The sequence below is a fragment of the Amycolatopsis sp. NPDC114503 genome, assembly GCF_055633655.1.
In genome coordinates this window covers 81,390-107,850 of the sequence record NZ_JBVKDT010000014.1, presented here as the reverse complement: position 1 = coordinate 107,850, position 26,461 = coordinate 81,390, and the positions used below count along the sequence as shown (strand labels likewise).

General features: G+C 69.7%; 26 protein-coding genes. 13 read left to right on the top strand and 13 right to left on the bottom strand.

From position 1 onward, the window contains the following. Positions 1 to 22: 22 nt before the first annotated feature. Positions 23 to 661, top strand: coding sequence for a TetR/AcrR family transcriptional regulator (locus ACZ7OI_RS40645; protein WP_470269447.1), 639 nt, complete (start codon positions 23 to 25; stop codon positions 659 to 661). A 4-nt stretch (positions 662 to 665) separates the two neighbouring features. Here ACZ7OI_RS40645 and ACZ7OI_RS40640 read toward each other — a convergent pair whose 3' ends face one another. Next, positions 666 to 1,664, bottom strand: a complete 999-nt coding sequence (locus ACZ7OI_RS40640; RefSeq protein WP_470269446.1) for a helix-turn-helix transcriptional regulator — start codon at positions 1,662 to 1,664, stop codon at positions 666 to 668. An 85-nt stretch (positions 1,665 to 1,749) separates the two neighbouring features. On the opposite strand from ACZ7OI_RS40640, the gene ACZ7OI_RS40635 reads away from it, so the two are divergent. Beyond that, positions 1,750 to 2,958: an FAD-dependent oxidoreductase gene (locus tag ACZ7OI_RS40635; RefSeq protein WP_470269445.1), complete on the top strand. Its 1,209-nt coding sequence runs from the start codon at positions 1,750 to 1,752 to the stop codon at positions 2,956 to 2,958. Between the two features lie 6 nt (positions 2,959 to 2,964). Here ACZ7OI_RS40635 and ACZ7OI_RS40630 read toward each other — a convergent pair whose 3' ends face one another. From ACZ7OI_RS40630 to ACZ7OI_RS40590, 9 genes are all read right to left on the bottom strand, one after another. Continuing rightward, positions 2,965 to 3,468, bottom strand: a complete 504-nt coding sequence (locus ACZ7OI_RS40630; RefSeq protein WP_470269444.1) for a hypothetical protein — start codon at positions 3,466 to 3,468, stop codon at positions 2,965 to 2,967. Between the two features lie 47 nt (positions 3,469 to 3,515). Then, the gene (locus tag ACZ7OI_RS40625; RefSeq protein ID WP_470269443.1) at positions 3,516 to 4,244 is read right to left on the bottom strand and encodes an alpha/beta fold hydrolase; all 729 of its coding nucleotides are present in this window, start codon (positions 4,242 to 4,244) and stop codon (positions 3,516 to 3,518) included. Positions 4,245 to 4,643: 399 nt separating this feature from the next. Continuing rightward, positions 4,644 to 5,234: a TetR/AcrR family transcriptional regulator gene (locus ACZ7OI_RS40620; RefSeq protein ID WP_470269442.1), complete on the bottom strand. Its 591-nt coding sequence runs from the start codon at positions 5,232 to 5,234 to the stop codon at positions 4,644 to 4,646. 136 nt (positions 5,235 to 5,370) lie between these two features. Further along, the gene (locus ACZ7OI_RS40615) at positions 5,371 to 6,186 is read right to left on the bottom strand and encodes an ABC transporter ATP-binding protein (protein ID WP_470269441.1); all 816 of its coding nucleotides are present in this window, start codon (positions 6,184 to 6,186) and stop codon (positions 5,371 to 5,373) included. Beyond that, positions 6,183 to 8,009 carry a dipeptide/oligopeptide/nickel ABC transporter permease/ATP-binding protein gene (locus ACZ7OI_RS40610; RefSeq protein WP_470269440.1) on the bottom strand — a complete coding sequence of 609 codons (1,827 nt, stop codon included), beginning with the start codon at positions 8,007 to 8,009 and terminating at the stop codon, positions 6,183 to 6,185. Before ACZ7OI_RS40610 ends, ACZ7OI_RS40615 begins: the two co-directional genes overlap by 4 nt. After that, positions 8,006 to 8,947: an ABC transporter permease gene (locus ACZ7OI_RS40605; RefSeq protein WP_470269439.1), complete on the bottom strand. Its 942-nt coding sequence runs from the start codon at positions 8,945 to 8,947 to the stop codon at positions 8,006 to 8,008. Before ACZ7OI_RS40605 ends, ACZ7OI_RS40610 begins: the two co-directional genes overlap by 4 nt. 69 nt (positions 8,948 to 9,016) lie before the next feature. Further along, positions 9,017 to 10,540, bottom strand: coding sequence for an ABC transporter substrate-binding protein (locus ACZ7OI_RS40600; RefSeq protein WP_470269438.1), 1,524 nt, complete (start codon positions 10,538 to 10,540; stop codon positions 9,017 to 9,019). A 274-nt stretch (positions 10,541 to 10,814) separates the two neighbouring features. Beyond that, on the bottom strand, positions 10,815 to 11,792 hold the full coding sequence (locus tag ACZ7OI_RS40595) for a methyltransferase family protein (protein ID WP_470269437.1): 978 nt from the start codon (positions 11,790 to 11,792) through the stop codon (positions 10,815 to 10,817). 88 nt (positions 11,793 to 11,880) lie between these two features. Then, positions 11,881 to 12,837: an aldo/keto reductase gene (locus tag ACZ7OI_RS40590; RefSeq protein WP_470269436.1), complete on the bottom strand. Its 957-nt coding sequence runs from the start codon at positions 12,835 to 12,837 to the stop codon at positions 11,881 to 11,883. Positions 12,838 to 12,923: 86 nt separating this feature from the next. Between ACZ7OI_RS40590 and ACZ7OI_RS40585 the strand changes: the two genes are divergently transcribed. Next, on the top strand, positions 12,924 to 13,646 hold the full coding sequence (locus ACZ7OI_RS40585) for an SDR family NAD(P)-dependent oxidoreductase (RefSeq protein WP_470269435.1): 723 nt from the start codon (positions 12,924 to 12,926) through the stop codon (positions 13,644 to 13,646). A 51-nt stretch (positions 13,647 to 13,697) separates the two neighbouring features. Here the strand turns inward: ACZ7OI_RS40585 and ACZ7OI_RS40580 are convergent, their stop codons facing one another. Next, the gene (locus ACZ7OI_RS40580) at positions 13,698 to 15,047 is read right to left on the bottom strand and encodes an amidohydrolase (RefSeq protein ID WP_470269434.1); all 1,350 of its coding nucleotides are present in this window, start codon (positions 15,045 to 15,047) and stop codon (positions 13,698 to 13,700) included. Positions 15,048 to 15,151: 104 nt separating this feature from the next. Here ACZ7OI_RS40580 and ACZ7OI_RS40575 point away from each other — a divergent pair, with 104 nt between their 5' ends. From ACZ7OI_RS40575 to ACZ7OI_RS40555, 5 genes are all read left to right on the top strand, one after another. Next, positions 15,152 to 16,261 carry a zinc-binding dehydrogenase gene (locus ACZ7OI_RS40575; RefSeq protein WP_470269433.1) on the top strand — a complete coding sequence of 370 codons (1,110 nt, stop codon included), beginning with the start codon at positions 15,152 to 15,154 and terminating at the stop codon, positions 16,259 to 16,261. Between the two features lie 33 nt (positions 16,262 to 16,294). Beyond that, positions 16,295 to 17,260, top strand: coding sequence for an aldo/keto reductase (locus ACZ7OI_RS40570; RefSeq protein ID WP_470269432.1), 966 nt, complete (start codon positions 16,295 to 16,297; stop codon positions 17,258 to 17,260). Between the two features lie 116 nt (positions 17,261 to 17,376). After that, positions 17,377 to 18,354, top strand: a complete 978-nt coding sequence (locus tag ACZ7OI_RS40565) for an alpha/beta hydrolase (protein ID WP_470269431.1) — start codon at positions 17,377 to 17,379, stop codon at positions 18,352 to 18,354. Further along, positions 18,351 to 19,325, top strand: coding sequence for an alpha/beta hydrolase (locus ACZ7OI_RS40560; RefSeq protein ID WP_470269430.1), 975 nt, complete (start codon positions 18,351 to 18,353; stop codon positions 19,323 to 19,325). The genes ACZ7OI_RS40565 and ACZ7OI_RS40560 overlap by 4 nt, the downstream gene beginning before the upstream one ends. Beyond that, positions 19,322 to 20,557: a multidrug effflux MFS transporter gene (locus ACZ7OI_RS40555; protein WP_470269429.1), complete on the top strand. Its 1,236-nt coding sequence runs from the start codon at positions 19,322 to 19,324 to the stop codon at positions 20,555 to 20,557. The genes ACZ7OI_RS40560 and ACZ7OI_RS40555 overlap by 4 nt, the downstream gene beginning before the upstream one ends. Here the strand turns inward: ACZ7OI_RS40555 and ACZ7OI_RS40550 are convergent. After that, positions 20,543 to 21,046 (bottom strand): GNAT family N-acetyltransferase, encoded by a 504-nt coding sequence (locus ACZ7OI_RS40550; RefSeq protein ID WP_470269428.1) that lies wholly within the window; start codon positions 21,044 to 21,046, stop codon positions 20,543 to 20,545. The genes ACZ7OI_RS40555 and ACZ7OI_RS40550 overlap by 15 nt on opposite strands. Beyond that, on the bottom strand, positions 21,043 to 21,690 hold the full coding sequence (locus tag ACZ7OI_RS40545) for a hypothetical protein (RefSeq protein WP_470269427.1): 648 nt from the start codon (positions 21,688 to 21,690) through the stop codon (positions 21,043 to 21,045). Before ACZ7OI_RS40545 ends, ACZ7OI_RS40550 begins: the two co-directional genes overlap by 4 nt. Before the next feature lie 193 nt (positions 21,691 to 21,883). Between ACZ7OI_RS40545 and ACZ7OI_RS40540 the strand changes: the two genes are divergently transcribed. The 5 genes from ACZ7OI_RS40540 (at position 21,884) to ACZ7OI_RS40520 (ending at position 26,388) form a co-directional block, all read left to right on the top strand. Beyond that, complete coding sequence (locus tag ACZ7OI_RS40540) at positions 21,884 to 22,801, top strand: AurF N-oxygenase family protein (RefSeq protein ID WP_344274306.1); 918 nt, start codon at positions 21,884 to 21,886, stop codon at positions 22,799 to 22,801. A 1-nt stretch (position 22,802) separates the two neighbouring features. Continuing rightward, positions 22,803 to 24,305 carry an FAD-dependent oxidoreductase gene (locus ACZ7OI_RS40535; RefSeq protein ID WP_470269426.1) on the top strand — a complete coding sequence of 501 codons (1,503 nt, stop codon included), beginning with the start codon at positions 22,803 to 22,805 and terminating at the stop codon, positions 24,303 to 24,305. Between the two features lie 10 nt (positions 24,306 to 24,315). After that, positions 24,316 to 24,672: a hypothetical protein gene (locus ACZ7OI_RS40530; protein ID WP_470269425.1), complete on the top strand. Its 357-nt coding sequence runs from the start codon at positions 24,316 to 24,318 to the stop codon at positions 24,670 to 24,672. Positions 24,673 to 24,887: 215 nt separating this feature from the next. Next, on the top strand, positions 24,888 to 25,595 hold the full coding sequence (locus ACZ7OI_RS40525) for a GntR family transcriptional regulator (protein ID WP_470269424.1): 708 nt from the start codon (positions 24,888 to 24,890) through the stop codon (positions 25,593 to 25,595). Continuing rightward, on the top strand, positions 25,588 to 26,388 hold the full coding sequence (locus ACZ7OI_RS40520; protein WP_470269423.1) for an arginase family protein: 801 nt from the start codon (positions 25,588 to 25,590) through the stop codon (positions 26,386 to 26,388). The genes ACZ7OI_RS40525 and ACZ7OI_RS40520 overlap by 8 nt, the downstream gene beginning before the upstream one ends. Positions 26,389 to 26,461 lie beyond the last annotated feature (73 nt).

Below are 26,461 nucleotides of genomic sequence, written 5' to 3'. Positions count from 1 at the left end.
GGCAACGACCGAAGGGGGCCCATTGCCGACCACTGACCGACGGACCCGCCGCACCCGCGGCCTGCTCCGCGACGCGCTGGTGTCGCTGGTGCTCGAACGCGGATACGCCAACGTGACGGTGGAGGACATCACCGAACGGGCCGACCTGGGCCGCGCGACGTTCTACAGCCACTACCCGGACAAGGACGCGCTGCTGCGGCACGTCGTCACCGAACTCCAGGAAGAACTGGACGAACGCCTGCGCCCGCTGGTCCCGGCGTCCTCGGTGGGTTTCACCGGCAAACCCGCGCTCGAGTTGTTCCGGCACGCCCGAGAGAACCGGGATCTCTACCTGCTCATCCTGCGCGGCGAAGGCGACGGCCGGGCGCTGCGGCAGTTCACGGACGCGCGCATCGACGCAGTGTGCTCGGTGTTCAAGTCCCGGGCCGACCACCACGACGTCAAACCGCGCATCGACCTCGGCGTGCTGGCGAGGGCGTGGGTCGGGGAACAGCTTGCCGTGCTGCGGTGGTGGCTGGAAACGGACCCCGCGCCGATGTCGGCGGAAGAGGCCACGGGGATGCTGCAGAACCTTTCGCTGCGCGGCCGGTATTGGGCCAACGGGTTCGAGGGCGATCCGCCGGAACCCGCGCCGACTGGAGCGGAATTACCGCAGTCCTAACGGTTTACCGGGCCCGCGCGGCGACATTCGTCCACCGCTGAGCAAGACGACCGCAGGCGGCAGCGAGTTCAGGCGGACGGACCTCGGTCATTTCAGCGTCGAAAGTGGCGAGGATGCCCGCGATCCCGGCCCAGGACCAAGCGCCCAGAGCGAGGCGGCAGTGTTCAGCGTCGAGGTGCTCGACCACCGAGCCGCCCGGTGCCCACTGAGCCACGACATGCGCGGGCAGGGTGAGCTGGGCCGAACCGCTGCAGGGCCATTCCGCCGGGGTGTCGCCGCGGTCGTGGGTGCGCATCACGAACTGGGCCAGGTCGTCTGCCGGAAGCTCGCGTGCCGGGAAATTCTCGGTGGTCGTCCGGGGACGCAGCCGGTCGACTCGGAGGACTCGCCATTGGCTGTCGGTGCGGTCGTAGGCGACGAGATACCACCGCGCCGCCCAGACGACCAGATGGTGCGGCTCGATCCGGTGGGCGGGCTGGAAGCCGGCGTCGCCGGGGTCGGGGCGGCTGCCGTCCGGGCGGAGGGTCTCGGCGATGAGCACCCGGCGGCGGCGCACCGCGGTTCCGACAGCGGTGAGAGCTGCCGGATCGATCGGCGGTCCGGGGAATTCCCAGTAGTTCCGCAGGCGGGTCAGGCGCAGGGATTCCATCGACGCCCGCAGCGCGGGAGGCATGACCTGGTGCAGCGCCGCCAGCGCCCGGGTCGCGTCGTCGCCCAACCCGAACATCGTGCTGGGCGCGGTCTGCAACGCCACCGCGACCGCCAGAGCCTGGTCGTGGTCAAACAACAACGGCGGCAAAGTGTTCCCCGCGCCGAGACGATAACCACCGTCGGGACCGTGCACGGTCGCGATCGAGTAGCCGAGCCCGCGCAGTGTCTCGATGTCCCGGCGGGCGGTGCGCTCGCTGGCCTCGAGCCGCGCCGCGAGTTCTCGCAGCGGCCACACCCGTCCTGATCCCAGCAGAGACAGCAGGCGGAGCGCCCGGTGCGAGGTGTTCGCCATCGCTCCATCATGTACTGGCCACTCGATGTCCACTACTCCGGCCAGGGTGGGTTCCGTTCCATCATGAGCGGAAGGACAGACAGGCATGCGGGTAGTGGTGGTCGGCGGCGGAATCGGCGGTCTCGCGTTGGGCGCGGGATTGCGCGGCCGGGGATTCGAAGTGACGGTGTTCGACCGCGACACCGACGTGACAGCGACCGGCGGTTACCACATCACCTTGGACGACCGGGCCCAATCGGCGCTGGCGGAACTGGTGGAACCGAAGATCATGCAACGGCTGCTGGCGTCGGGCTCGGCTCTCCGGCTCCGCGAACGCGACGCGTTCTGGGACCGCCGCGGCCGGCTCCTCGGACACGGCCCCGATCTGAGCGGCAGCGGCAGCGTGGACGTCGACCGAATCACCCTGCGCACCCTGCTGGCCGAAGCCGTCGGCGACGACCTGCACCTGGGCCGCACTGTGTCCGGCGTCGACCCGGACGGCCCTCAGGTCCTCTTCTCCGACGGCGCACCGGTCTCGGCGGACCTGGTGGTCGGCGCGGACGGTGCCCACTCGGTAGTCGCCCGCCACCTGGCCGGCGGTCCGACCAATCGTCCCGCAGGCATCATCGGATTCTCCGGCCGAACGCTCCGGCGAGACCTCAGCCTGCCCGAACAAGAACGGCTGCGCTCGCGCTCCGGCACCGCGATCGCGCCGCACGGCGCCGCGCTGTACGTCGGTTTCCTAGACCCAGTCGGCAATGCCGCACTCGACGCCCCCGAGCTGCGGATGTCCGTCACGACCGGCCCTACCTACATCTGGGGCGCGATGCTCCCCGAATCCGCCGATTCCCTGCGCACCCTGCGCGGCGGCGAACTGCAGACCGCACTCCTGGACACATTCCGCGAGCGACGCTGGGCCGATCACACCCTGGAGGTCATCGCCAAGGCCGATCCGGCGAGCGTCGCCGCCTTCCGTTTCAACGCCGCCTCTACCCGCGCTGCCGATCTCGCGCCTTGGCCCGCAGGCCGAATCACGGCCCTGGGCGACGCCGTCCACGCCACCCCGCCCACCGCCGGAATGGGTGCCGGTGCGGCGATTCGCGACGCCGCGAGTCTGGTCAAACACCTGTCCGAAACCGGCAGCACCACCGCCGTCGCACAGTTCGAGGCAGAAATGCGTGAACGCGGCAGTGAAGTCCTGACCTTGGCGATGAAGACGGTCAAGTGGATCCTCGCCACGGACACCGCACTCGGGGCCGCCGCCACCGCCGCGCTCACACCGCTCATAGCCACGGCTGCCCGCCTGCGCCGCTGACGGGTTCTAGCCCCGCGCCTCGCGAAGGAGACGCACCGCCTTCGGACCGACGCCGTGCAACGCAAGCAATTCGGCGTCGGTCCACTCGGCAGTCTGCGCAAGAGTCGTAATCCCCGCACCGTGCAACGCGCGAGTCGCCGGACTCCCGATCGCCTTGGGCAAGTCCCCTACCTCCCCCGCCACCGCCGTTCCCGCAGCAGCCACCGGAGCCGCGAGCCGCTTCGGCGCCCGGGCCAGCCACGCCCGGCGCACCCAGTAGTTCAACTGCTGCCCGTTGATGTCCTCGATCGGCAACCGCACCCCAGCCCGCGCGACCCGGCGCGCGGTCGGATGTTGCCCGCGCATTTCGTCCACATCGGACGCAGTCATCCGGAGCACGACCTGCCGGTCCGGCCGCAGGGCAGCGAACTCCTTGCCCTGCACCGTGAACGCGACCGTGCCGTCAACAGCCAGCTCGGCCGTCTCCGGGTAGGACAGGGCGGTTCTGCGGAGCTGCGCCGGTGTCGTCATGGCCCCCAGGCTGGCACGTCTGCGCCGCCGAGGCCATTTCGACACTCTCAGACAGTCTCCGCCCCGAGGAAGTCGAACACCGCCTCGCGCAGCTCCACCCCCACCAGCGCACCGCGGTGATCCCCCGCGACCTGCCGCAACCGCGCACCCGGCACCCGCGCCGCCAACTGCTCGATCCCGTGCGCCATGAAATCCTGCCGCCCCGCGAGGAACAACGTCGGCACCTGCGGAACCCCCGCCCCCGGATCGAACGGCTCGCCGGCCAGCCCCTCGACGAGATTCAGCAACGAGACCGCGTCCCCCGCCGCCGCCATGGCCGTAATCCCGCCGGTAAGCGGATCATCAGGCGACGGTCCGCCTTGGACAGCCTGACGCGCGGCCACGAGATCCACCGCCGCGAACGGTTCCTGCGGACTCAGCCCGCCCAGCACCAGCCTCCGCACCGAAACCTTGGGATGCGCCGCAAGATCCCACGCCAGCCGCGCCCCGAGCGAGTACCCGACGACGTCGACCTCCTCCGCCCCAGCACACTCGGCCAGCGCGTCCACGACCCGACTCGAGGTGACCTCCGCAGCCTCGCGGACCCGCGGCCCGCCAGGATGCCCCGGCAAATGCACCACGATCGTCTCCCGCCCCGCGGCCGCCAGCGGATCGGCCCAGTACTCCGCAGGCCAATCGGAGGTCGCCGAAGACGCGAACCCATGAATCAGCACCACCGGAGGCCCCGTGACAGGCCGGACGGAAAGCGTGCGAGTGACCGGAAACGCGGAAGTCATTCTCCAAGCGTAGACAAAACACCGCACCCGGTCCAGCGTTCCTTGAGGGCCACCTTCACAGACCCTGATTCCCGCAGGGTTCCCTCACAACCAGCCGCCGGACGTGGTGAGGGGCGCCCCCACCACCAAACCGCAGCCCGCACACCCAACGAATCCAACCACCACAAGCCGCGCGCACCCACCACCAAACCGCAGCCCGCGCACACAAACCCACCACCGCACCCACACCACCCCCGTACCCCGATACGAAGCCAAAAATGCGGGCGGAGGGTGTTTGTCAAGGCATCTTTCCCGCCTTGACAAACACCCTCCGCCCGTCATCACAATCAGCTTCGGGGTGCCCGCCCATGCCCCAGGCGCAATGTCGCCGCCAGGCGACGAGCAGACAGCAGACCGGACTCAATCCCCAATCCGAGCCATCAACCCGTCCACATAAGCCCGATACCGCCCAGCGACCTTCCCCACCGGATGCATCAAAGAAGTCACATTGGCCCCGATAGAAACCGCGATAATCTCATCCGCCAACACCCCGATCACCGCAGCATCAGCAGACTCCCCCTTCCCCCGGGCAGCAGCGATCCGCACAGTCAACTCCCCTCGCCAACTGTCCAGCAAATCCCGATACTGCCGAGCAAGATCCGGATTCGCCACGGAATGCTCCCACAACACCAGCAACACCCGGGCCGACGCGATCTGATGCGCGTCCGTCGGAATCGCCGCCTCGACAAACCCCCGCAACGACTCCACCGGCCCCAGCGAAGGGTCCAATTCGGACATCCGCTGCGACGTCTCCTGCAGCACGCTCTCGAACGTAGCCGCGATGATGCTGTCCTTGCTGGGGAAGTAGTGCTTGAGGGCACCGTTCGCGAACCCGGCCGCGGTGACGATGCTGCGCATCGTGGCGGCCTCGAACCCGCCTTCGATGATCAGCTTTTTGGCGACCTCGACGATCTCCCGTCGTCGCTGATCGTGATCGATGACCTTCGGCATGGTTACAGACTCTAACTCGTATTCTCCCGCGACGGATGTGACCCTGCCCGGCCGCCCGCGGGAGCAGTGCGGCCGGGAATGCGGGCGCGGACAGCCAGCCGCCGCACCCCACGGCGGCGGCCAAAAGAAGAAGAACCTACCCCAGCCCCAACCGAGCCGCCCGTCTCTCCGCCTGACGCGCCGGATCCGCCACCGGGGCCGCCAGCAGCAACCGCTGCGTGTACGGATGCTCCGGCGCCCGCGTGACCACCGCCGTCGGGCCGGATTCCACGATCTCTCCCTGATACAGCACCGAAACCCGATGACAGATCCGGTGCACGACCCCTAGGTCGTGCGACACGAACAGGTAAGACACCCCGGTCTCGCGCTGCAGTTCCAGGAACAGGTCGAGAATCGTGGCCTGCGTGGTCAGGTCCAGCGCACTCACCGGTTCGTCGCACACGATCAGCCGCGGCCGCCGAACCAGCGCCCGCGCGATCGCGATCCGCTGCCGCTGTCCGCCGGAGAACTCCCCCGGATACCGGTGCACCGCGTCGGCGGGCAAGCGAACCCGGTCGAGCATGTCCGCGACCACCGTTCGGGCGTCCGAACGCGAGGTCCCGGCCACCACCAAGGGTTCGGCGAGGACTTCGCCGACAGTCATCGTGGGGTCCAATGAGCCGTACGGATCCTGGAACACCACCTGGATGTCGCTCGCCAGCCGACGCCGGACCGCGCCCCGAGCATGGGTGATGTCTTCGCCGTCGAAGGTGATCCGGCCGGACTCCGGCGCGGCGAGGCCCAGCACGGCTTTGCCCAAAGTGGACTTTCCCGACCCGCTTTCGCCGACCAGCCCGACGCATTCGCCCGGCCGAACATCCAGCGAAATCCCTTTCAGCGCCCGGAATCGCACCCGACGGCTGAGCCGGTAGTCGACCACCAGGTCCTCGATCGCGAGCAGCGGAGCGGTCATCGCCCGGCCTCCTCTCCGGTCGCGTGGGCGAGGCCGCGCCGTTCCCAGGCTTCGTCCAACTCGTCCCGTCCTTCGGTGTCGTCCAGCGACGCGCTGATCAGCTCGGCGGTGTAGGGATCCTCGGGCGCGCGGAAGATCTGTTCCACCGGCCCGGTTTCCACGATCCGGCCGTCCTTCATCACCACGACGCGGTCGCAGATGTCCGCGACGACGCCGAAGTTGTGCGTGACGATCACCAGCGCCATCCCGTACTCGGCCTGCAGTTCGCGCAGCAGCTCCAGCACCTCGGCCTGCACAGTCACGTCCAGCGCGGTCGTCGGCTCGTCGGCGACCAGCAGCGACGGCCGCCCCGCCACCGCGCCCGCGATCAGCACGCGCTGCGCCATGCCGCCGGAGATCTGGTGCGGATAGCTCGCCAGCACGCGGTCCGGGTCGGTGAGGCCGACCTGCAGCAGCACCTCGCGCGCCCGCTCCTTCGCCGCCGCCTTGTCGAGCCCGTGCACGCGGCGCAGCGGCTCGACGAGCTGGTGCCCGATCGGATAGCACGGATCGAGGTTCGTCATCGGCTCCTGCGGCACATACCCGATCTCGCGGCCGAGCAGTTTCGCCCGCTCCGCCGCGTTTCCGACCTCGCGACCGCCGACCCAGATGCCGTCCGCGACCGCGGTCCCGCCCGCAGGCAAGAGGTCCAGCACGGAGAACACCGTCTGCGTCTTGCCGGACCCGGATTCGCCGACGATCCCGAGCACCTCGCCGGGTGCCGCGTCCAGCGACACCCCGCGCACGACCTCCTTGACGCCCTTGTCGGTCGCGTAGCCGACTCGCAGATTCTCGATCCGCAGCGCGCAATCCGCCGCCGCGTGCTCGTGTGCACCCGAAGCCGCACCTCCGCCCAGCGCATCCGGAGAAGGAGCCGCGAGCGCTTCCCGCACCCGAGCCCGGCCGCGACGGGTCGGCTGTTCGGCGCGGACGCTGACCAGGTCGGCAAGCGTCGAGCCGATGAACGCCAGCGCGGCGATCGTCAGGCCCAGCGCGATCGACGGCCACAGCAGGATCAGCGGGTACGTCAGCATGTTCACGAAGCCGTCGTTCATCGCTTGGCCCCAGCTGGGCGTCGACGCCGAGCCGATGCCGAGGAACTGCAGACCGGCCTGCATGCCGATGGCGAGCCCGGCGGTGAGCGCGGTCTGCACGATGATCGGTGCGTATACCGCGCGCAGCAGGTGCGTGCGCAGGATCCGCATCGTGCCGACCCCGGCCACGCGCGCGGCGTCGATGTACGGCTCCCGGCGGACCGTCAGCGCGCGGGCGCGGGTGATCCGGTAGTAGCCGGGCGCGAGGAACACGCCGAGCGCGATCATCAGCACAGTGAAGTCCTGGCCGGTGCCGGCCGCGACGACCAGCAGCACGATCATCCCGGGCACGGACTGCAGCGCGTCGCTGATCCACGAACAGATCCGGTCGGTCGCGCCGCCGAAGTACCCGGCGACCACGCCGGTCGGGACGCCGAGCACGACGCCGGTCACGCAGGTGATCAGTCCGCCGTACAGCGTGGTCCGCGCGCCGTAGAGAAGGCGGCTGAAGATGTCGCGTCCGGCGGAGTCGCCGCCGAGGAGATGCCCGTTGCCGGGTTCGGCGTGCGTCAGGGCGAAGTCGACGTGGTTCGGGTCGTACGGGGCCAGCCACGGCGCGACCACCGCGGCCAGCACGACGATCGCGAACACGACCAGCGCGACGACCCCGACCGGACGGCGGAAGTACCGCCGCCGCAAGGAAATCCGTTTCACCGGGGCGAGCGTGGCGGGGAACGGGGCAGCGGTCATCGGTCGCGCACCTTCGGGTTGACCCACCCGAGCACGAGGTCGAGCAGGAAGTTGACGATCACGACGAACACGACGGTCACCGCGGTCAGGCCGAGCAGCACCGGGATGTCCCCGATCTGCGACGCCGACTGCGTCAGGCTGCCGATCCCGGGCAGGTTGAACACGATCTCCACGACCACCGCGCCGCCGAGCAGTCCGACGAACATCAGCGCCAGCACGGTCAGCGCGGACGGCGAAGCGTTGCGCAGCACGTGCGTCGTGACGCGGCGCGACGACAGGCCGCGCGCCCGCAGTGTGCGGACGAAGTCCTGGTTGGCGATCTGGAGGAAGCCGTTGCGGAGCTGTTCGGCAATCATCACGACCGCGCCGAGCGACAACGAGATCGACGGCAGCGCGATCGACCGCAGCCAGCCGACCACCGATTGGTCCGGAGACACATACCCAACTGCGGGGAACCACTGCAACTGGATCGCGAACCAGGTGACCAGCACGAGGCTGACCCAGAATCCGGGCAGCGCGAACAGCACCACCGAGGCGAGCTTCAGCACGCGGTCGACCACGCCGCCCGGACGCAGGCCGCAGATGACGCCGACGAGGACGCCGAGGATCGCGGCGAGCAGCGTCGCGGCGACGACGACCGACAGCGTCACCGGCACGCGCAGCGCGATCTGTTCGCCGACGGGCTGGAAATTCCGCCAGGAAGTCCCGAAATCGCCGGTGGCCGCGTGCGAAAGCCAGTCCCAGAACTGGACGAGCAGCGGCCGGTCGTACCCGATCTGGGTGCGCAGCGCCGCCTGCTGCGCGGGGGTCGCGCTGTTGCCGAGCAGCCCGGCGGTCGGGTCCCCCACCGCCGTGTGCGCCAGGAAGAACGTGCCGCTCGTGACGAGCACGAGCAGCAGGATCCCGGACACCAGGCGTTTGACGATGAATGTGAGCATGTCGTTCGGCTCCTTCCCCGGGTCCGTCCACTGTGGAGTCTTCGGACGGACCCGGGGACGACGGGCGCGTCAGCCGCGCTGGATGAACCGCAGCGTCGGGAACATCATGCCGGTGATCGGCGTGACGGTGATGCCCTTGACGCTGAAGTAGAGGTTGTCGGCCTGGTACCAGACGTTCCACCAGGCGAGGTCCACGAGCTTCGTGTTGAGCTCCTTGAGCGCCGCGGTCTGCGCCGGGCCGGGCTCGGCCTGCTCCGCCTTCTGCACGAGCGCCTTCACCTCCGGGAAGGCGTCCACCGACGGCTTCGGGTTGTACCACTGCGACGAGGTGACCTGGTCGGTCAGCGTGGCCATGTCGTTGCCGTCCATCGCGATCACCGCGAGGAACATCGGGTACGTCGGCGCGTTCTTCTGGTAGTCCGGCATCGACATGTTCTGCCAGTCGACCTTGATGCCCAGCTGCCCGAACGTCTGCTCGGCGGCGGGCTGCCACGCCTGGAAGATCGTGGACATCGGCATCTTGAGACTGAAGCCGTTCGCGTAGCCCGCTTCGGCGAGCAGCTGCTTGGCCCTGGCGAGGTCGGTCTTGTACTTGCCGTTGCCCGCCGCGTCGTACACCTGGCTGCCGCTCGGCCACAGCTGGTCGGTGACCGTTCCGGCGTCGTTGCCGACCGCCTTGAGGATGCCGGCCGCGTCGAAGGCGTACGAAATCGCCTGCCGCACACGCTGGTCGCCGAGCGCCTTGACCTGGCTGCCGGTGCGATCGGCGAACTGGACGCCGACCCACGACGCCGGCTTCCTCGCGACGTTCCAGCCGTTCTGCTGCGCCTTCGGCAGGTTCGCCGCGTTGGCGAACTGGACGTTCAGCTGACCGGACAGCATCGCGTTGAAGCTGGCCGCCTGGTCAGTGATCGGGAACAGCCGCACGGTCGGGAACGGGTAAGTGGCGCTGTCCCAGTGCTTCGCGCGCTTCTTGAACACATACTGCGACTGCGGCTGCGAGGACGCCTTGTCGAACGTGTACGGACCGGAGCCGTCGGGGCCGTTGGCGAGCGAGTTGGCCTTGATCGCCTTGGGCGAGGCCATCCAGCTGCGCCCGAGACCCATGAAGTACAGCAGCGCGTCGTCGCGTTCGGACAGATGGAGCACGACGGTCGACGCGTCCTTCGCCTCGACGCTCTTCACGTCGGTGTAGGCCTGCCCGGACCGGGTGCCCGCCTTGAGGTGGTTCAGGTTCTCGACCGCCGCGGCGGAGTCGAACTTCTGGCCGTCGTCGAACGCGACGTCGTCGCGCAGGTGCATCGTGAGGCTCAGCCGGTCGGCCGACCAGTCCCACGATTTCGCGAGCGCGGGGATCGGCTTGGCGTCCTTGTCCAAGGCGACCAGCGGGTCGTAGACCGCGGACAGGTACGGGCCGTCGAAGCCGATGTCGGCGTTGGCCGGGTCCCACGACGTCACGTCGAGGAACACGCCCGCCTTCAGCTCGTCGGTGCCCGCGCCCGCCCCGGCGGCGCCCGAGCCGGTGCATCCGGCGATCGCGAGCAGCGCCGCGGCGGCCGCCGCGAACAACGCCGCTGTCCTTGTCCTCGTCATTGAGTCCCTCTCTCAGGGTGCTGGACCGCCGGCGGGGTCGCTCGGCGCCCCGCCGGGAACGGCGTGCCTGCGAATGCGGCCCGGCTCGCCGTGGTGCGGGATAGTCTACGATTGTCGGCTAAAAAATCAACGGGCCGGATGCGTTCGTTACTGATCCGACCGAAAGCAGGCCGGCCCCCGCGCGGCACGCAACCGTTGCCGCGAAGCCATTCGGCTGTGGCTGTGGTCGGGTCAGTAACAATCGGCACAGTATCTACCGGCCCCGGGACCGTTTTCAGACGGCGTCGGCGACCAGAACGCGCGGGCTTCCGGGCAGTGCGAGAACATCGCATACGCGCCATCCTGCACCGTCCAGCCATTCGCGGACTTCCGCCTCCGGATAGACGACGGTTCCGTCGATCACGAAGTACTCCCCCGCGTGCAGCGCGTCGATCGGGCGCTGCCGTTCCTCGTCGTCGAGGAAGAAGTCCAGCAGCAGCAACGTCGCGCCGTCTCCGGCGGCGGCGCGGGCGTTGGCCAGGATTTTCCGGTTCTGTTCCGCGGTGAACCGGTGCACGACGTGGTTCACCATCACCAGATCGTGCTCCCCGCCCGGTTCCGCCGATTCGGTCGGCGCGGGGTCGATGCTCGTGCGATCCGCGCAGCCGGCCGCATTCACCGCATCGGTGATCCCTTGGGTGGACTCGGGTCCGAAAACGAAGCGAGCGGTCAGTGCGGGATTCGCCCGCAACGCGCCGATCGCGAATTCCGGCGACAATCCGCCCAGATCGAGCATCGAACGGTACGGCGAGAAATCGAAGGCGCGCGCGAGCATCGCCGCATGCAGCGAGTTGTAGCGCATCACGCCCGCCATGAACGTCGCCCAGCGACCCTCGTCCATCTGGAGGTCGCCCGGTTTGCCACTGTCCACAGTGGTGTCGAACTGGAGCCAGTGGCCGTAGCTGATTTCGTTGAGGAAGGTCAGGAACGGTGCCAGATCCGTAGCGCCGTTCCCTCCCAGGTACTCCTTCGCATCCTCGACCAGCTCGTAGCGGCCGTCGGTGCGCTCCAGCAGGCCGCGTGCGTTCATCGCGTCCGCCAGGATCCGCGTCAACTGCTCGCCCGTGCCGGTGGCGGCGGCGAGTTCCGGCGCCGTTCGCGGACCGTCGGCGAGCGCGCGGAACAGGCCGATCCGCGAGGCGGCGAACAACTGCTTCGCGCCCATGTACCCGATGGCGATGTCGACGATGCGGTCCGGCGCTGGTTTCGTCATGTGGCGGCTCCTCACGGCGTCGGGGATGCCTCTCCGGGCACCCCGGGGAGCTTTAGTCTACGCACGTCGACAAAAAACACCAGCCCCTTCACCAGGTTCCGTCGGCGGCGACTTCGCGGTCGAGCCACAACTCCCTCGTCAGCTCGCGAATCCGGTCCGCGCCGACGCGGTCCAGCAAGGCGATCGCGCCAGCGTTGTCCTCCAACTGCGCCTGCCGCGATACGCCCACGAGGACGTTCGCGGTCGCGGGATTGGCCAGGCAGAAGGCAATTCCGAGCTGTGCGGGCGACGCTTCCAGCTCTTCGGCGATCTTCTGCACGGTCGGCCAAGCGGCAGCGATTTTCTCCCGGATGCCGCCGACGTCCGCCCCGATCTTGCGGCTGGGCTTCACATTCCCCACCAGCAGCCCTCCTTCGAAAATGTCCGACGCCTGCAGCGTCAGCTCGCCGGAAGCGAACAGCGGAGCGTAGAACTCGCCCTCGGCCATCGACCGGCGCGCGAGCCCGTATTTGAGCTGCGCGAAAACCGGCGGCTCCAAACCACGTTTGCGCGCAATGTCAAAAGCTTTGCGCAGATCGTCAATGCGCCAATTGTTCACGCCCCACGCGCGGAACCGGCCAGCTTCAATCTGTTCGGCGACCTCCGCGACGACCCGCTCGAGGTCGACTTCGCCGAAGTAGTCGCCGACCACGACCAGATCTGCCGACTCGACGCCGACCCGCTCCAGCGAGGTGTTCATCTGCTGCGTGAACCCGACGTTCGGGTAGTCCCAGAGCCAGAGTTTCCCGCAGTAGAGCCAATCTTCGCGAGCGAGACCGGCTTCGCGCACCGCGCGGCCGAAGATCTGGTCGGTCGTGGAGCCCTCGGCGTGCGGGCCCATGTCGTAGTGCGCGACGTCGAAGAAGGCGTGCCCGAGTTCGGCCGCGCGGGCGATCAGCGCCACCGCGTCGCCGAACTCCATCCGGTCCCAGGTGTTCCACGAGCCGAGCGACAACGCCGGCACGCGCGGGAACGCCGGGCCCAGTCCAGATCGATCCGTCGCCACGATTCCTCCTGCGATTCAAGGGATTTATTTTCTACGCTTGTATACTATAAGCCTGCGTACCCCGCTCCCGGCGAAAGGAAACGACGATGCCCGCTGCCCGTACCGTGCTGATCACCGGAGGTGCCGGCGGCATCGGCCGCGCGATCGGCGCCGCCTTCGCCCAAGCCGGCGATTCCGTGGTGCTCGCCGACCTCGGCGGCGCCGAAGAAGCCGCCAAACCGGTTGGCGGGCGCGGAATCCGGCTCGACATCACCGACGAGGCCGCGATCTCCGCGGCGCTCGACGAGGTCGGCCCGGTCGACGTCCTGGTCAACAACGCCGGACTGCTGAGCGTCCACGGCCGGTTGCTGGATCTCCCCGGCGCGGACCTGCTGCGCATTCTCTCGACCAACGTGCACGGCACTTTCCTGATGACGCAGCTGGTCGCCCGCCGAATGGTCGAGCGCGGCGAGCCGGGCGTCGTGGTGAACCTGTCGTCGATCGGCGGGCGGCAGCCGACGCCCGGAATGGGCGGTTACGAAAGCAGCAAGGCGGCGGTGGACGCGTTGACCCGCTGGGCCGCGCTCGAACTGGCGGAGCACAAGATCCGGGTGAACGCGGTCGCCCCCGGCCCGGTCGCGACGCCGATGCTCGCCTCCGCCATGCCGCCCGGATCGCCCGCGCACGACGCCTGGGTCGCGCGAATCCCGGACGGCCGGATGGCCTCCGTCGAAGACGTCGCCGCCGCAGTGGTGTTCCTGGCGAGCCCCGCCGCCGCCCACATCACCGGCACCAGCCTCCCCGTCGACGGCGGCCAGCTGCTCACCTGAGCCAGCCGTCCGTGAAGGACTCCTTGAGCCTCAAGGAGTCCTTCACGGACGTTACGCGGAGCGGTCGAACACGATCTGTCCATCCAGGACGGTCAGGTCGACCTCCACCTCAGGCAGCTCGGCGGGAGTCACCGCGAAGGGATCCGCTGACAGCACACACAGATCAGCCGCCATCCCGGGCGCGAGTGTGCCCTTCCACGACGCCGCACCATCCTGCTGAGCCGGGTGCACGGTGTAACAGCGAAGCAGCGTTTCCATCCGCTGTCGCACATCCGCGGCCGGGCCCATCCACTGGTCCGCGGCGGCGATTTCCTTGCGCCAGTCCGGCGGCAGCACCGGCGCGTCGGACGTCAGGCACAGCGGAATCCCGGCGTCGAGCGCCTCCTGCAGCGGCCACGCGGCATCCGAACTGCCCGGCCCCATCGCCGCGTCGACCACCCCGGCGGTCCGCACCGCGATCCCGGCCTGTGCGGACAGCCCGACCCCCAGCCGGGCCATCCGCTTCAGCTGTGCCGCGCTCACCAGGTCGCCGTGGATGACGTAGTGGCCGAGGTCGACGTCGCGTTCCTCCCGCGCCCGCTCGACGGCGTCCAGCATCAGCTCGATCGCCCGGTCGCCGGTCGCGTGCACGCCGACCTGCAGTCCGGCCTCGTGCGCGGTGCGGACCATCCGGACGAAGTTCTCCTCGCGCTCCGGGTCGTCCGCGCCGCCGACGAGCAGGTGGGCGTGGCTGCCGTCGGCGTAGCAGTGGTGGGTGTAGGCCGAGCGCATCGGCGGGATGCCGTCGGCGAAGATCTTCACCCCGCGGAAGTTCAGCCGGCGCGGGTCGGCGCCCGGTCCGTCCACTGTGGCCAGTCCGGTGCGGAAGTTGTCGAACGTGCTCGGGCCGTCGAGTTCGCCGTACAGCCAGAGCGCGGTCACTCTGGCCCGCAGCAGTCCTTCGGCGGCCAGTTCCCGGTACTGCTCGACCACGGACATGCCGAACGCGCCGATGTGCCCGTTGTCCTCCCCCGGGCCGAGGCCGGGTTCGGTGTAGCTCGTAATGCCCAGCGCGGCAAGGATTTCGCCCGCGCGGAGGATGGCCGCCCGGCGTTCGGCGGCGGTGCGCAGCGGCTTTTCCGGGCCGGGTCCGGGCGCGCCGTCGTCGGCGAACAGAGTGTCCGGCCACAGCGCGCCGAGCCAGGCGCCGTGCAGGTGCGCGTCGTTGATGCCCGGCAGGACGGCGCGGTCGCCGAGGTCGAGCACCAACGTGTCGGGGCCGATCAGCTCCCGCACGTCCGCGTCGGATCCGGCACGCAGCACGCGTCCGTCCCGCACGGCCAGCGCGGTCGCGGGCGCGGCACCGGCCATGGTGTGCACCGCCGCTGCCCGCAAGACGAGATCCGCAACTGAGGTCGGCACAGGCGCTCCTGGAGGGATTCGGGGACTCGACATTTTTGTCGACGTCCGTAGACTAACCCATCACACGGCCCTCCCGGGCCCGCCAGCCCCCGGAAAGGTTTCCCATGACCGTCCCGACTTCCACCCGCGCCGCGGTGCTGACCGAGCACGGCGCGCCGCTGGAGCTGACCGAACTCCCGCTGCCCGCCGAGCTCGAAGCCGGCGCGGCGCTGGTCCGCGTCTCGTGCGCGACGCTGTGCGGCACGGACGTGGAGATCTGGTCCGGGAAGATGAGCTTCCCCGGCATGCTGCCGATGGTGCTGGGCCACGAAATGGCCGGCGAAGTGGTGGCCGCCGGACCGGACGCGCGCGACGCGCTCGGCCGCGAGGTCACCGTCGGCTCCCGGATCGGCTGGTCGGAATCGACCTGCGGCGAGTGTTACGGCTGCACGGTGCTGCGCGAACCGGTCGCGTGTTCCCGGCGCGGCTACGGCTTCCTGCAGCGGTCCGACGTCGCCCCGTTCGCGACCGCCGGATTGTGCGAATACGCCTACGTCGTCCCAGGCGCGGCGAAGCTGCTGCTGCCCGCCGAGGTGCCCGACACCTGGGCCGCGATGGCCGGATGTGCGGCGAAAACCGTGCTGCGCGCGTTCGACCGCGTCGGCGGCGTCCGGCCCGGATCTCGCGTGGTCGTACAGGGATCCGGCGCGCTGGGCTTGTTCGCGACCGCGGTCGCGCACCTCAGCGGCGCAGGCAGCGTTATCACCGTCGGCGCTCCCGCGTCGCGGCTGGAGCTGGCGAAAGAGTTCGGGGCTGACGACGTGGTCGATGTCGCCGGAGGTTCGGACGCGATCGTCGAGCGCGTCGCCGAACTGACCGGCGGCCACGGCGGCGATCTCGTTCTGGACTTCGCCGGGGCACCGTCGATCGGCCGCGAGGCGGTCGCCATGGCGGCGCAACGCGGCCGGGTCGTGATCGTCGGCAGCACCGGGCCGGAGCCGACGCCGGTCCCGCTCGGGACGGTGATGGGCAAGGAGCTGACTGTCGTCGGTTCGCTCAACGGCGACATCGCCGATTACCACCACGCGATCGAGTTCTTCGGTTCGTTCGCCTCCCGGATGCCGTGGGACCGGCTGTTCGGCACCCCGGTCGGGCTCTCCGGCGCGAGCGAGCGGATCGAGGCCATGCACCGCCTGGACGAGACCAAGGCCGTCGTCGACCCGCGTCTTCCCTGATCGTCCTTTCCCCTTACGAGCCAAGGAGGTCTCGTGTCCGCATCCTCGCCCCTGCCCCGCCGCAAGGTCGGCAAGTCCGGTTTGGACGTTTCGCTGCTCTCGCTCGGGTCGTGGCACACCTACGACCGGATGGACTTCGCCGATTCGGTCGCGATGATCCGCGCGGCGGTCGAGGCCGGCGTGAACCTGTTCGACGTCGGCGTCTACGGCATGCCCGGCCATCCGCCGGTCTTCACCGACGTGCTGTGGAGCGCGATCGTCCGCGCCGCCCGCATCCCGCGCGACGACTACTTGGTCTCGGCGAAGCTGTGGATCGAAGGGTTCGGCGACCAGGGATTCCGCCCCCAGCTGGAAAACGCGTTCCTGCGCGGCGGTTTCGACGTCGCCGACCTGGTGATCCTCGGCGACCTGCGCCGCGACGACGTCGCGCTGGAGGACCTGGTCGAAGACCTCGCCGGGCTCACCCGCTCCGGGCTGATCCGGGCGTGGGGCGTCAACAACTGGTCGGCCGGGAACATCGCGCGGCTGCGCGAAATCGCCGAAGCGCTGCAGGTGCCGGGTCCGCAGATCGCGCAGTTGAAGTACAGCATCGGCCGACGGTCCATTCCGGACGGAGAACCGTTCGCGCGGCTGTTCGCCGACGGTTTCGTCATGCAGGCCTCCGATGTCCTCGAAGGCGGAATCCTCGCCGGCCGCACCAAGCTGACCCGTGAGATCGGCCGCGATCCCGGCGACGTCCGCAAGCGGATCACCCGCGACGCGGCCAAGGTCGTGAAGGTCGCGGAAGAACTCGGCACGAGCGCGGCCCGGCTCGCGGTCGCGTTCACGCTGACGCATCCGGCGAACGTCACGACGCTCTTCGGCGCGACCCGGATGGAACAACTGGAGGACAACCTCGCCGCGGTCGAACTGGTCGAGAAGGTCGGGGCCGAGCAGATCCGCGCGCTGGTGGAGCCGTTCTGGGCCGACCGCGACGCCGTCGATCCCGAAGGTCCCTGAGCCCGCTGGTCACCATCGCCACCGAACTTCACGTCCGTGAGGGGAACCCTGCAGGAATCAGATTCCCTCAGGGTTCCCCTCACGGACCGCAAACCCGCCCGCCGCAGGAGGCTGCCTTGACTTATCCGCCTGTCCCGTTCGATCAGGAGATCGAGCCCGCGCTCGCCGAGATCGTCCCGGCCGACGCGCCGCCGTTCACTCCGGCGACCATCCCCGGCCTGCGCCGCGCGATGGCCGAGACGTTCCCGCCCGCCGCCGAAGCGGTCGGCGACGCGCCGGTCACCGTCGTCGAGCAGACCATCCCCGGCCCGGAAGGCGCACCGGACCTGGAAATCACGATCCTCTCTCCGCACGAGAGCGACGGCGCGCTGCCGGTGCTCTACAACATCCACGGCGGCGGCATGATGGTCGGCCACCGCAACATGGATGTCGGTCGGCTGCTGGCACTGGTGCTGGAGTTGAACGTCGTCGCGGTGAACGTCGAATACCGGCTCGCGCCCGAACACCCGCACCCGGCACCGGTCGAGGACTGCTACGCCGGTCTGGTGTGGACAGTCGAGCACGCCGACGAACTCGGCATCGACCCGTCGCGCGTCGTGGTGATGGGCGGCAGCGCGGGCGGCGGTCTCGCCGCGGCGGTCTCGCTGCTCGCTCGCGACCGAAACGGTCCGGCGATCGCCGGACAGCTGCTGCTGTGCCCGATGATCGACGACCGCAACACGACGATCGCGAGCCAGCAATACCCGGGTCTCGGCACCTGGACGCGGGAATCGAACCTCGCGGGCTGGCAGTCTCTGCTAGGCGACGCGGTCGGCACCGACGACGTCTCCCCCTACGCCGCCCCGGCGCGCGCCACCGACCTGTCCGGTCTTCCGCCCGCGTTCATCGAGGTCGGCAGCGCGGAACCGTTCCGCGACGAGGACACCGAGTACGCGTTGCGGATCTGGGCGACCGGCGGGCAGGCCGAACTGCACGTCTGGGCGGGCGCCTTCCACGGGTTCGACATGTACGTGCCGGACTGGCCCATCAGCAAGGCCGCGCTCGAAACCCGGAACTCCTGGCTGCGCCGGATCTTCGGGAAGGCGGGGAAATGAGCGTCCCGCCAGTGCCGTACGACCCGGAACTGGAGCCCGGACTCGCCGCGTTCCTCGACCTGGTCGAGCGGATCCCGCTGCGCGCGGACACGATCCTGGCCAACCGCGCGCATTTCGCGACGATCATCCCGCCGGTCGAGCAGATCGTCGCCGACCACCCGGTCGAGGTGACCGAGCACACCGTCCCCGGTCCCGAGGGCGCTCCGGACATCGTGCTCACGGTCGTCCGCCCCGCGTCCGGGGTCGCCAACGCGCCCGCGCTGTACAGCATCCACGGCGGCGGAATGGTGCTGGGCAACCGGTTCTTCGGCCTCGACGGCCTGATCGACGACGTACTTCAATTCGGCGCAGTTGGCATCTCAGTGGAATACCGGCTGGCCCCGGAAAACCCGGCTCCCGCCGCCGTCGAGGACTGCTACGCGGGTCTCTTGTGGACAGTCGAGCACGCGGACGAACTCGGCATCGACCCCTCGCGGATCGTCGTCACCGGAGCCAGCGCGGGCGGCGGTCTCGCCGCGGGCGTTGCGCTCCTCGCCCGGGACCGCAACGGCCCGGCCATCGCCGGACAGCTGTTGGCGTGCCCGATGCTCGACGACCGCAACGAGTCGGTGTCGACCCAGCAGTACAACGGAATCGGCGCCTGGGACCGGAACAACAACGACACCGGCTGGGACGCCTTGCTCGGCCCAGCGCGCGGAACCGACGCGGCCTCGCCGTACGCAGTCCCGGCGCGGATGGCCGATCTGTCCGGCCTGCCACCGGCGTACCTGGACGTCGGTGCTGCGGAGATCTTCCGCGACGAGACGACCGAGTACGCCCTGCGGATCTGGGCGACCGGCGGACAGGCCGAACTGCATGTGTGGGCGGGTGGCTACCACGGATTCGCCGGTTTCTCTCCCGAGGCGGAGGTCTCCCGCTCCGCGGTCGCGACGCGGCTTTCGTGGCTGCGCCGGATCCTGCGCGCCGGATGAAGCCACTTCACCCGGAAACCCCCCTGGCCAAGCCGGTGTTGCCGAAAAAGCGCCCGGGCGCGTTCCGGATGGCAGTCGCGCTGGGCCTGCTGGAGGTCTTCGGCCCGATCTCGATGGACCTCTACCTGCCAGTACTCCCCCAGCTCGCCGACGACCTCCGGGCCGGGCAGAGCCTGGCGCAAGCAACCATGTCGGTGTGCATGCTCGGTCTCGCCTTCGGCCAGCTCGTCGTGGGCCCGTTGAGCGACCGGTTCGGCAGGCGGCGTCCGCTGCTGGCCGGGATCGGGCTGTTCACCGTGCTGTCGGTGGTGTGCGCGTTCGCGCCGTCGATCGAGGTGCTGCTCGCGGCGAGATTCCTGCAGGGGCTGTGCGGATCGGCCGGAATCGTGCTGTCGCTGGCCGTCGCCCGGGATCTCGCCGAGGGCGTCGAACTGGTGCGGCTGCTGGCGTTGCTGACCACCGTCGGGGCGCTCGCGCCGATCGTCGCTCCGGTGATCGGCGGGCAGCTGGCGGCGATCGTCGGATGGCGCGGCATCTTCGGCGTCCTGGCCGGGATCGGCGCGGCACTGCTGATCGTCGCCGCGACGGCGCTGCCGGAGAGCCTGCCGCCGGAGGCGCGACATCGGCGGCGCGGCGGCGGCGAATTCCGGGTGCTGCTGAAAGACCGGCTGTTCCTGGGTTTCCTGCTCGTGAGCACCTGCGGCGGGGCGGCGTTCTTCACCTACCTGGCGTCGATCAGTTTCGTGCTGCAAGACGGATTTTCGTTGTCGCCACAGCTGTTCAGCGCGTGTTTCGCAGCGAACGCGGTGATGTCGGTGCTCGGCGCGCAGGTGAACCGGGCGGCGGTGCGGCGGGCCGGGCCGGTGCGGATGTACGTGCTGGGCACGACCTTCACCGCGGCAGCGGCGCTGACGATGCTGGGCGCGGTGCTGTTCGGGGCGGGGTTGGCGGCATTGCTGATTCCCTTGGCGCTGTTGATGTTCGCGGGCGGGACGACGCAGGCGAACGGCAACGCGCTCGCCTTGGCCAAGCACGGCCAGCGAGCCGGAACCGCCGCGGCGCTGCTCGGGACGGCGTCGTTCGCGATCGGGCCGATCGTCGCGCCGCTGGTGTCGCTGGGCGGGACTACGCCGTTGTCGATGAGCCTGACGATGACGGCGGCGTACGGATTCGCGACCGTTTTGCTGTGGCTGGCGGTGCTGCCCCGGCTGCGCCGGTCAGGAACGGCCTGACTCGAACACGAGCTGGCCGTCCTCGTCGCCGATCGCCTGGAAGCCCGCTTTCTCGAGCACCCGGCAGCTCGCCTTATTGCCAGGCAGTACGTATGCCCGCAACTCGGGGGCGAGAGCGGGTTCCGGGTGGTCCTCGTGCCACTGCCGCAGCGCCTGCGTCAGCTCCGTCGCCAATCCCGCGCCCCACGCCGCGCGCACCAGCAGATAGCCGGCTTCCCGATGTCCGCTGCCATGGGCGAGACCGAACCCGGCCCGGCCGAGAAACCCCGCCGCGCCTTCGACGCGCCACTTCGACCAGCCCCGCTGCCGGTGCTCGGCGATGAACGCGTCCAGCCTTTCCCGCGTCGCCGCGCGGGTCTGCGGGCCGGTCGTCATGTGCTGCATGACCTCGCTGTCGGCGTGCAGGGCGGCCAGGTCCTCCAGATCCGAGGGCAGCCAAGTGGTCAGCCGCAGCCGCGGGGTGCGGAGGATTTCTTCCCGAACGGTCACCAGCCGGGGTGGTACGGCATCGGCGGGGTTTTCGGCAGCAGCCACGCTCCGGTCCCCCGGTGCGCCGCCAGCACCAACGCGGCCACCGGGACGATCAGCCACAGGAAGCCGCTCGGGAACGTCATCTGCAGCGTCGTCGGCGCGCTCTTCCGGACGAAACTGGAACCGAGGCTGACGATCATGAAGACGACGATGTCCAGCGCCGCCAGGCTGCTGCCGACCAGAACGCAGATCCGGCCCGCCGGGGAACGTTTGAACAGCGCGATCGCACCGGCGATGGTCAACGCCGCGATCGCCAGGTCCAGGACGCCGACGACGCCGCTGGAAATCAGCGTGGTCGAGTTCGAGTAGTGGAACATCCGCATGGCTGCGGTGATAGCGCCGATGACGCCCACCAGGCCGATGACCGCGGACAGGGTCGCGGCGGCGACCGCGGTCGCGCCGAAATGCGCGGTCGGCGGCGCCGGGGGCGGCTGCGGCATCGGCGGCTGGCTGGCGAACTGGCCGCTGTAACCGGGCTGCCCGCTGTAACCGGGCTGCCCGCTGTAACCGGGCTGCCCGCCGTAAGCGGGCGGCAACGGCGAGTACTGCTGCGGCTCCGTGCCCGGGTAGAGCGGCTGGCCGGGCTGCGGCGGTTGCGTCACGACGCTGGTTCCTCCGAGGTCAAGAAGAGATTCTCGGCTCATCCTGCCAGGTCAGCGGCCTTGTTCCGGGCGGATTGCCCAAACGGACGACACGCGGTTCTCCGGTACCTCTCGCGATGCGGCCGAATAGGTGTTACCTTAGGTAACAGTGAATCGCGGTAACGCCTAACCAATGTCGCTCAGGGAGGACCGAATGACCAGCGCAGACGTGCAGCGAGCACCGGAAGCAGCCCCGTCCGGCCGGCACGAGACCGCGCAGCGGCTGCTCGACTCCTCCGCGACCCTTTCCTACGACCCGGCCACCGAGGTCGACTGGGAAACCCCGCTGGACAAGGACTTCCACGGGGCCAGCCCGGAGTGGAGCACGCTCTACGGCACGAGCTACTGGGCCGAGATGACCCCGGAGCAGCAGAAGGAGCTGACCCGCCAGGAGGCGGCGTCGGTCGCGAGCACCGGGATCTGGTTCGAGATGATCCTGCAGCAGATGGTGCTGCGCGATTTCTACGCCAAGGACCCGACCGACCCGGCGTTCCAGTGGGCGCTCACCGAGATCGCCGACGAATGCCGCCACTCGATCATGTTCGCCCGCGGCGCGCAGAAGCTCGGCGCTCCCCCGTACCGGCCGCGCAAGCTGGCCGTCGAACTGGGCCGCGTCTTCAAGGCGGTCGCCGGCGGCGAAGCGGCGTATGCGGCGATCCTGGTCGCCGAAGAGGTTCTCGACGTGATGCAGCGCGACTGGATGCGCGACGAGCGCGTGGTCCCGTTCGTGCGGACCATCAACAACATCCACGTCGTGGAAGAGTCGCGGCACATGAAGTTCGCCCGCGAGGAGACGCGCGAGCAGCTGGAGGGCGCGGGAGCCGTGCGCCGCCAGGTCAACGCGCTGGTCATCGCGATCGCGTCGTACTTCATCGTCAGCAGCATGGTCAACCGCGACGTGTACAAGAACGCCGGTCTGGACTCCGAGCGCGCACTGCGCGAGGCGAAGGCCAACGAGCACCACAAGTCGATGATGCGGTCGAGCTGTGCCGGGCTGATGGAGTTCCTCGGCTCGTGCGGGCTGCTGACGAAGCCGGCGCTGGTGTTCTACAAGCGGGCGAATCTGATCTGACATGGCCTTCGCGATCACCCAGACCTGCTGCAACGACGCGACGTGCGTGTCGGTCTGCCCGGTCAACTGCATCCACCCGACGCCGGACGAGCCGGACTTCGGGACCACCGAGATGCTCTACGTCGACCCGGAGACGTGCATCGACTGCGGCGCCTGCGCCGACGCCTGCCCGGTCGACGCGATCTTCCCGGTGGACCTGCTGACCGACTCGATGAAGGTGTACGCGGGCATCAACGCGGACTTCTTCGCCGACCGCCAGCCGGCCGCCGCGAACCCCGCGCCGAACTTCCACCGCTGGGGCCCGCCGACGTTCGACCGGGAGATCCCGAGCGACCTCGAGCCCGCGGACGTGGCCGTCGTCGGCACCGGCCCGGCCGGGATGTACGCGGTGGAAGACCTGTTGCTGCACACCAACGCGCGCGTCACGCTGATCGACCGGCTTCCGGTCGCGGGCGGGCTGGTGCGCTTCGGCGTCGCCCCGGACCACCCGGACACGAAGCGGATCGGCGAGGCCTTCTCGCGCTTCCACAACCACCCGAGGCTGAAGCTGAAGCTCGGCGTCGAGGTCGGCCGCCACGTGACCGTGGACGAGTTGGCCGAACGCCACGACGCGGTGATCTACGCAGTCGGTGCTTCTTCCGCGCGCACTCTGGGGATTTCCGGCGAAGACCTGCCCGGCAGCCTCGCCGCGACGACGGTGGTCGCCTGGTACAACGGCCACCCGGACGTCCCCGCGCACGCGGTCGACCTCTCCGCGGAGCGAGTGGTGCTGATCGGCACCGGCAACGTCGCCCTCGACGTGGCCCGGATCCTCACCGCCGATCCCGACGATCTCGACGGCACGACCATCGCCCCGCACGCCCTGGAACGCTTGCGCTCCAGCAAGGTCCGCGAGGTGGTCCTGCTGGCCCGGCGCGGTCCGGAAGACGCCGCCTACACCTCCCCCGAGCTGATCGCGCTCGCCCAGCGCGCGAACGTGCCGCTCGTGGTCGACACCGAAGACCCGCGCACCGCCGCGGCGATCGACGCGGGCACCGGAAAAGCCGCGCTGCTGCGGGACTTGGACCGCGAGACAGTCGACTGGACCGCCCCGCCCGCGGACGGCCCCCGCCGGATCGTCCTGCGCTTCCACTCTGCTCCGGCGGAGATCACCGGCGACCGCCAGGTGCGCGGGCTGCGGGTCGACGGCCCTTCCGGACCGGTCGAGATCGCGGCCGGCCAGGTCGTGCGCGCCGTCGGCTACCGGGGCCGCCCGGTGCCGGGCCTGCCGTTCGACGAGGCGGCCGGAACGATCCCGAACACCGCGGGCCGGGTCGAGGGCCGGACCGGTGCGTACGTGGTGGGCTGGATCAAGCGCGGCCCGTCCGGCGGAATCGGCGCGAACCGGACGTGCGCCGGGGAAACGGTGGCGACGCTTCTCGCGGACATCACCTCCGGCGAAGTCCCGTTGCGGGGGCGGCGGTCGCCGATCGCCGCACTGGCCGCGCGGTTCCGGGGTCGCTGACGACGGTCCTTTGTGGACTCCCGGCTCTGGTTTCGGTCGCGGCGGCGGCTCGGGCAATGGCTGCATCCGTAACGCTGAAGCCAAATTCGACGACTTCCCCTCCACGCTCGCCCGTTTCTGGCGAGCGCGGAGGTCGAGCACGCCGCTCGGCCTTTCACGACGTCGAGAAGCGGCTCAAGGCAGCGTCCACAGAGGACGGGCTTACGCGAACCGGATCAACATCGGGATCCTTCGGCAGCTGATCTCCATCCGGCGGCACGCGCTGATCATGACCGCCATCGTCGTCGCATGGGCGGTTCTGACGGCGATCGCGTTCTTCGTGCTTCTGGCGCATCTCCCAGGCAGCCCGGCCACCAGCCGCTACTGAACTGCCCATAGCCGTGCGGCAACGAGACATCGTCCGCACCGAATCACGCCTGAACCCCTTGCAGGTCAACGGGTTCGCGTAGCCGCGCAAGGAACACTGCGCGCGGCCGCTCCTCCACCATGTGCGCCAAACCCGACGTGTCTCAAAGTGCCTTGCCAGATTGTCCGACAATCTGGCAATCTCATGCTCGGCAGTCCAGGGCAGGAGACACGACCTTGACGAACCTGATCGCCGGTCTCGGCGCGAACATTCACCGGCAAAGCACCGCCGAACAGGCCGCCGAAGCCGTCCGGCAGGCAGTCTTGTCCGGACAGCTGCCGCCCGGCACTCCGCTGCGCGAGGCCGCCCTCGCCGCCGAGCTCGGCGTCTCCCGCAGCACCCTCCGCGAGGCCGCGCGGACACTCGAAAGCGAAGGCCTGGTCCGCTACCAGATGAACCGCGGCGTAGTCGTCGCGGACGTCACCGGGCCTGACGTCGCCGACATCTACGCCGCCCGCGCCTCCGTGGAACTGACCGCGGCCGATGCCCTCACCGAACACCGGGATCCGACCGTCTACCAGCAGCTCGCCGACTTGGTCGACCAGATAGAACGCGCTTTCGACCAGGGCGACACCGCCGCCGCGCTCGACGGGGACCGGCTCTTCCACGCCACCCTGGTCACGGCCGCCCGCAGCCCCCGGCTGTGCCGCTTCCACGCCCAGCTCCAGCAAGAACAGCGCCTCGCCCTGGCGCTGGCCGAACGCTCCCGCCGCGAACTCGGCCGCACCGAAGACGACCACCGCTGGCTGCTGGACGCGCTGCACGGCAGCCCGGACCAAGCCAGGGCGGAACTCACCGCGCACCTGCGAGCCGGCGCCGCCGAACTGCGACGGCTGCTCGACCTGCTCGCTCACCAAAGCGAAAGAGAGACACCCCGTGGCTGAAAGCACCTGGGACCTGTTCGTCACGCCCTGGCACCTCGACGAGCACCTCCCGGACTTCCCGATCCCCGCCGCCGCGACCCGGGTCGTTCCCCCGGTCCTGCCGTCGGGCCCCGTCCCCGCCCGGATGAGCCTGCTGCACCGGGCGACAGCCGACACCGTGGCCCAGGCGGCAAAGCCTCTCGTGCTCTCCGGGGACTGCCCCACCAGCCGCGCCGCGGCAGCCGCGGTGCAGCAACGCCACAGCGACCTGGCCGTGCTGTGGCTGGACGCCCACGGCGACTTCAACACCCCCGCAATCTCCACCAGCGGCTACATCGGCGGAATGGCCCTGTCCATGCTGACCGGCCGGACCTCCGGCCTGTTCGACGACACGCTCGGCCTGCGCCCCGTCCCCGACACGAGCGTCGTGCTCGCCGACGCCCGCGATCTCGACCCCGCCGAAAACGACGCCCTCGCCACCAGCCAGGTCCATCGCATCCCCGCCGAACCCGTCGCGATCGCCGCCGCCCTCAGCCGACTCGGCCCGGTGCCGGTCTACCTTCACCTCGACATCGACGTCATCGACAGCGCCGACCTCTCCGGCGCGCGCTTCCCCTCCGGCCCCGGTCCCTCCCTCTCCCAGATCGAGGAATGCCTCGCCGCCGCCTCCGCCACCGCCGATCTCGCGGGTGCCTACCTCGCCTGCGCCTGGCTCCCCGAGCACGTCAACGACGAAACCACCCGCCAGACGATCACCCGCCTCACCGCAGCCCTCTGTGCCAGCCTGACCTGGCACGAAACCGCCAGCAGCTGACCGATTCCTTTCCGGCCCGCCCGGGGAAAGGCTCGCCGCGGCGGCGGTTTCGCGGACGGCTCGCCGAGTTGCC

Excerpts from the sequence above, each read along its gene's own strand:
- ACZ7OI_RS40640 (WP_470269446.1), bottom strand. The coding sequence starts at position 1,664 with ATGGCGAACACCTCGCACCGGGCGCTCCGCCTGCTGTCTCTGCTGGGA.
- ACZ7OI_RS40635 (WP_470269445.1), top strand. The coding sequence starts at position 1,750 with ATGCGGGTAGTGGTGGTCGGCGGCGGAATCGGCGGTCTCGCGTTGGGC.
- ACZ7OI_RS40630 (WP_470269444.1), bottom strand. The coding sequence starts at position 3,468 with ATGACGACACCGGCGCAGCTCCGCAGAACCGCCCTGTCCTACCCGGAG.
- ACZ7OI_RS40625 (WP_470269443.1), bottom strand. The coding sequence starts at position 4,244 with ATGACTTCCGCGTTTCCGGTCACTCGCACGCTTTCCGTCCGGCCTGTC.
- ACZ7OI_RS40620 (WP_470269442.1), bottom strand. The coding sequence starts at position 5,234 with ATGCCGAAGGTCATCGATCACGATCAGCGACGACGGGAGATCGTCGAG.
- ACZ7OI_RS40615 (WP_470269441.1), bottom strand. The coding sequence starts at position 6,186 with ATGACCGCTCCGCTGCTCGCGATCGAGGACCTGGTGGTCGACTACCGG.
- ACZ7OI_RS40610 (WP_470269440.1), bottom strand. The coding sequence starts at position 8,009 with ATGACCGCTGCCCCGTTCCCCGCCACGCTCGCCCCGGTGAAACGGATT.
- ACZ7OI_RS40605 (WP_470269439.1), bottom strand. The coding sequence starts at position 8,947 with ATGCTCACATTCATCGTCAAACGCCTGGTGTCCGGGATCCTGCTGCTC.
- ACZ7OI_RS40600 (WP_470269438.1), bottom strand. The coding sequence starts at position 10,540 with ATGACGAGGACAAGGACAGCGGCGTTGTTCGCGGCGGCCGCCGCGGCG.
- ACZ7OI_RS40595 (WP_470269437.1), bottom strand. The coding sequence starts at position 11,792 with ATGACGAAACCAGCGCCGGACCGCATCGTCGACATCGCCATCGGGTAC.
- ACZ7OI_RS40585 (WP_470269435.1), top strand. The coding sequence starts at position 12,924 with ATGCCCGCTGCCCGTACCGTGCTGATCACCGGAGGTGCCGGCGGCATC.
- ACZ7OI_RS40575 (WP_470269433.1), top strand. The coding sequence starts at position 15,152 with ATGACCGTCCCGACTTCCACCCGCGCCGCGGTGCTGACCGAGCACGGC.
- ACZ7OI_RS40560 (WP_470269430.1), top strand. The coding sequence starts at position 18,351 with ATGAGCGTCCCGCCAGTGCCGTACGACCCGGAACTGGAGCCCGGACTC.
- ACZ7OI_RS40555 (WP_470269429.1), top strand. The coding sequence starts at position 19,322 with ATGAAGCCACTTCACCCGGAAACCCCCCTGGCCAAGCCGGTGTTGCCG.
- ACZ7OI_RS40540 (WP_344274306.1), top strand. The coding sequence starts at position 21,884 with ATGACCAGCGCAGACGTGCAGCGAGCACCGGAAGCAGCCCCGTCCGGC.
- ACZ7OI_RS40535 (WP_470269426.1), top strand. The coding sequence starts at position 22,803 with ATGGCCTTCGCGATCACCCAGACCTGCTGCAACGACGCGACGTGCGTG.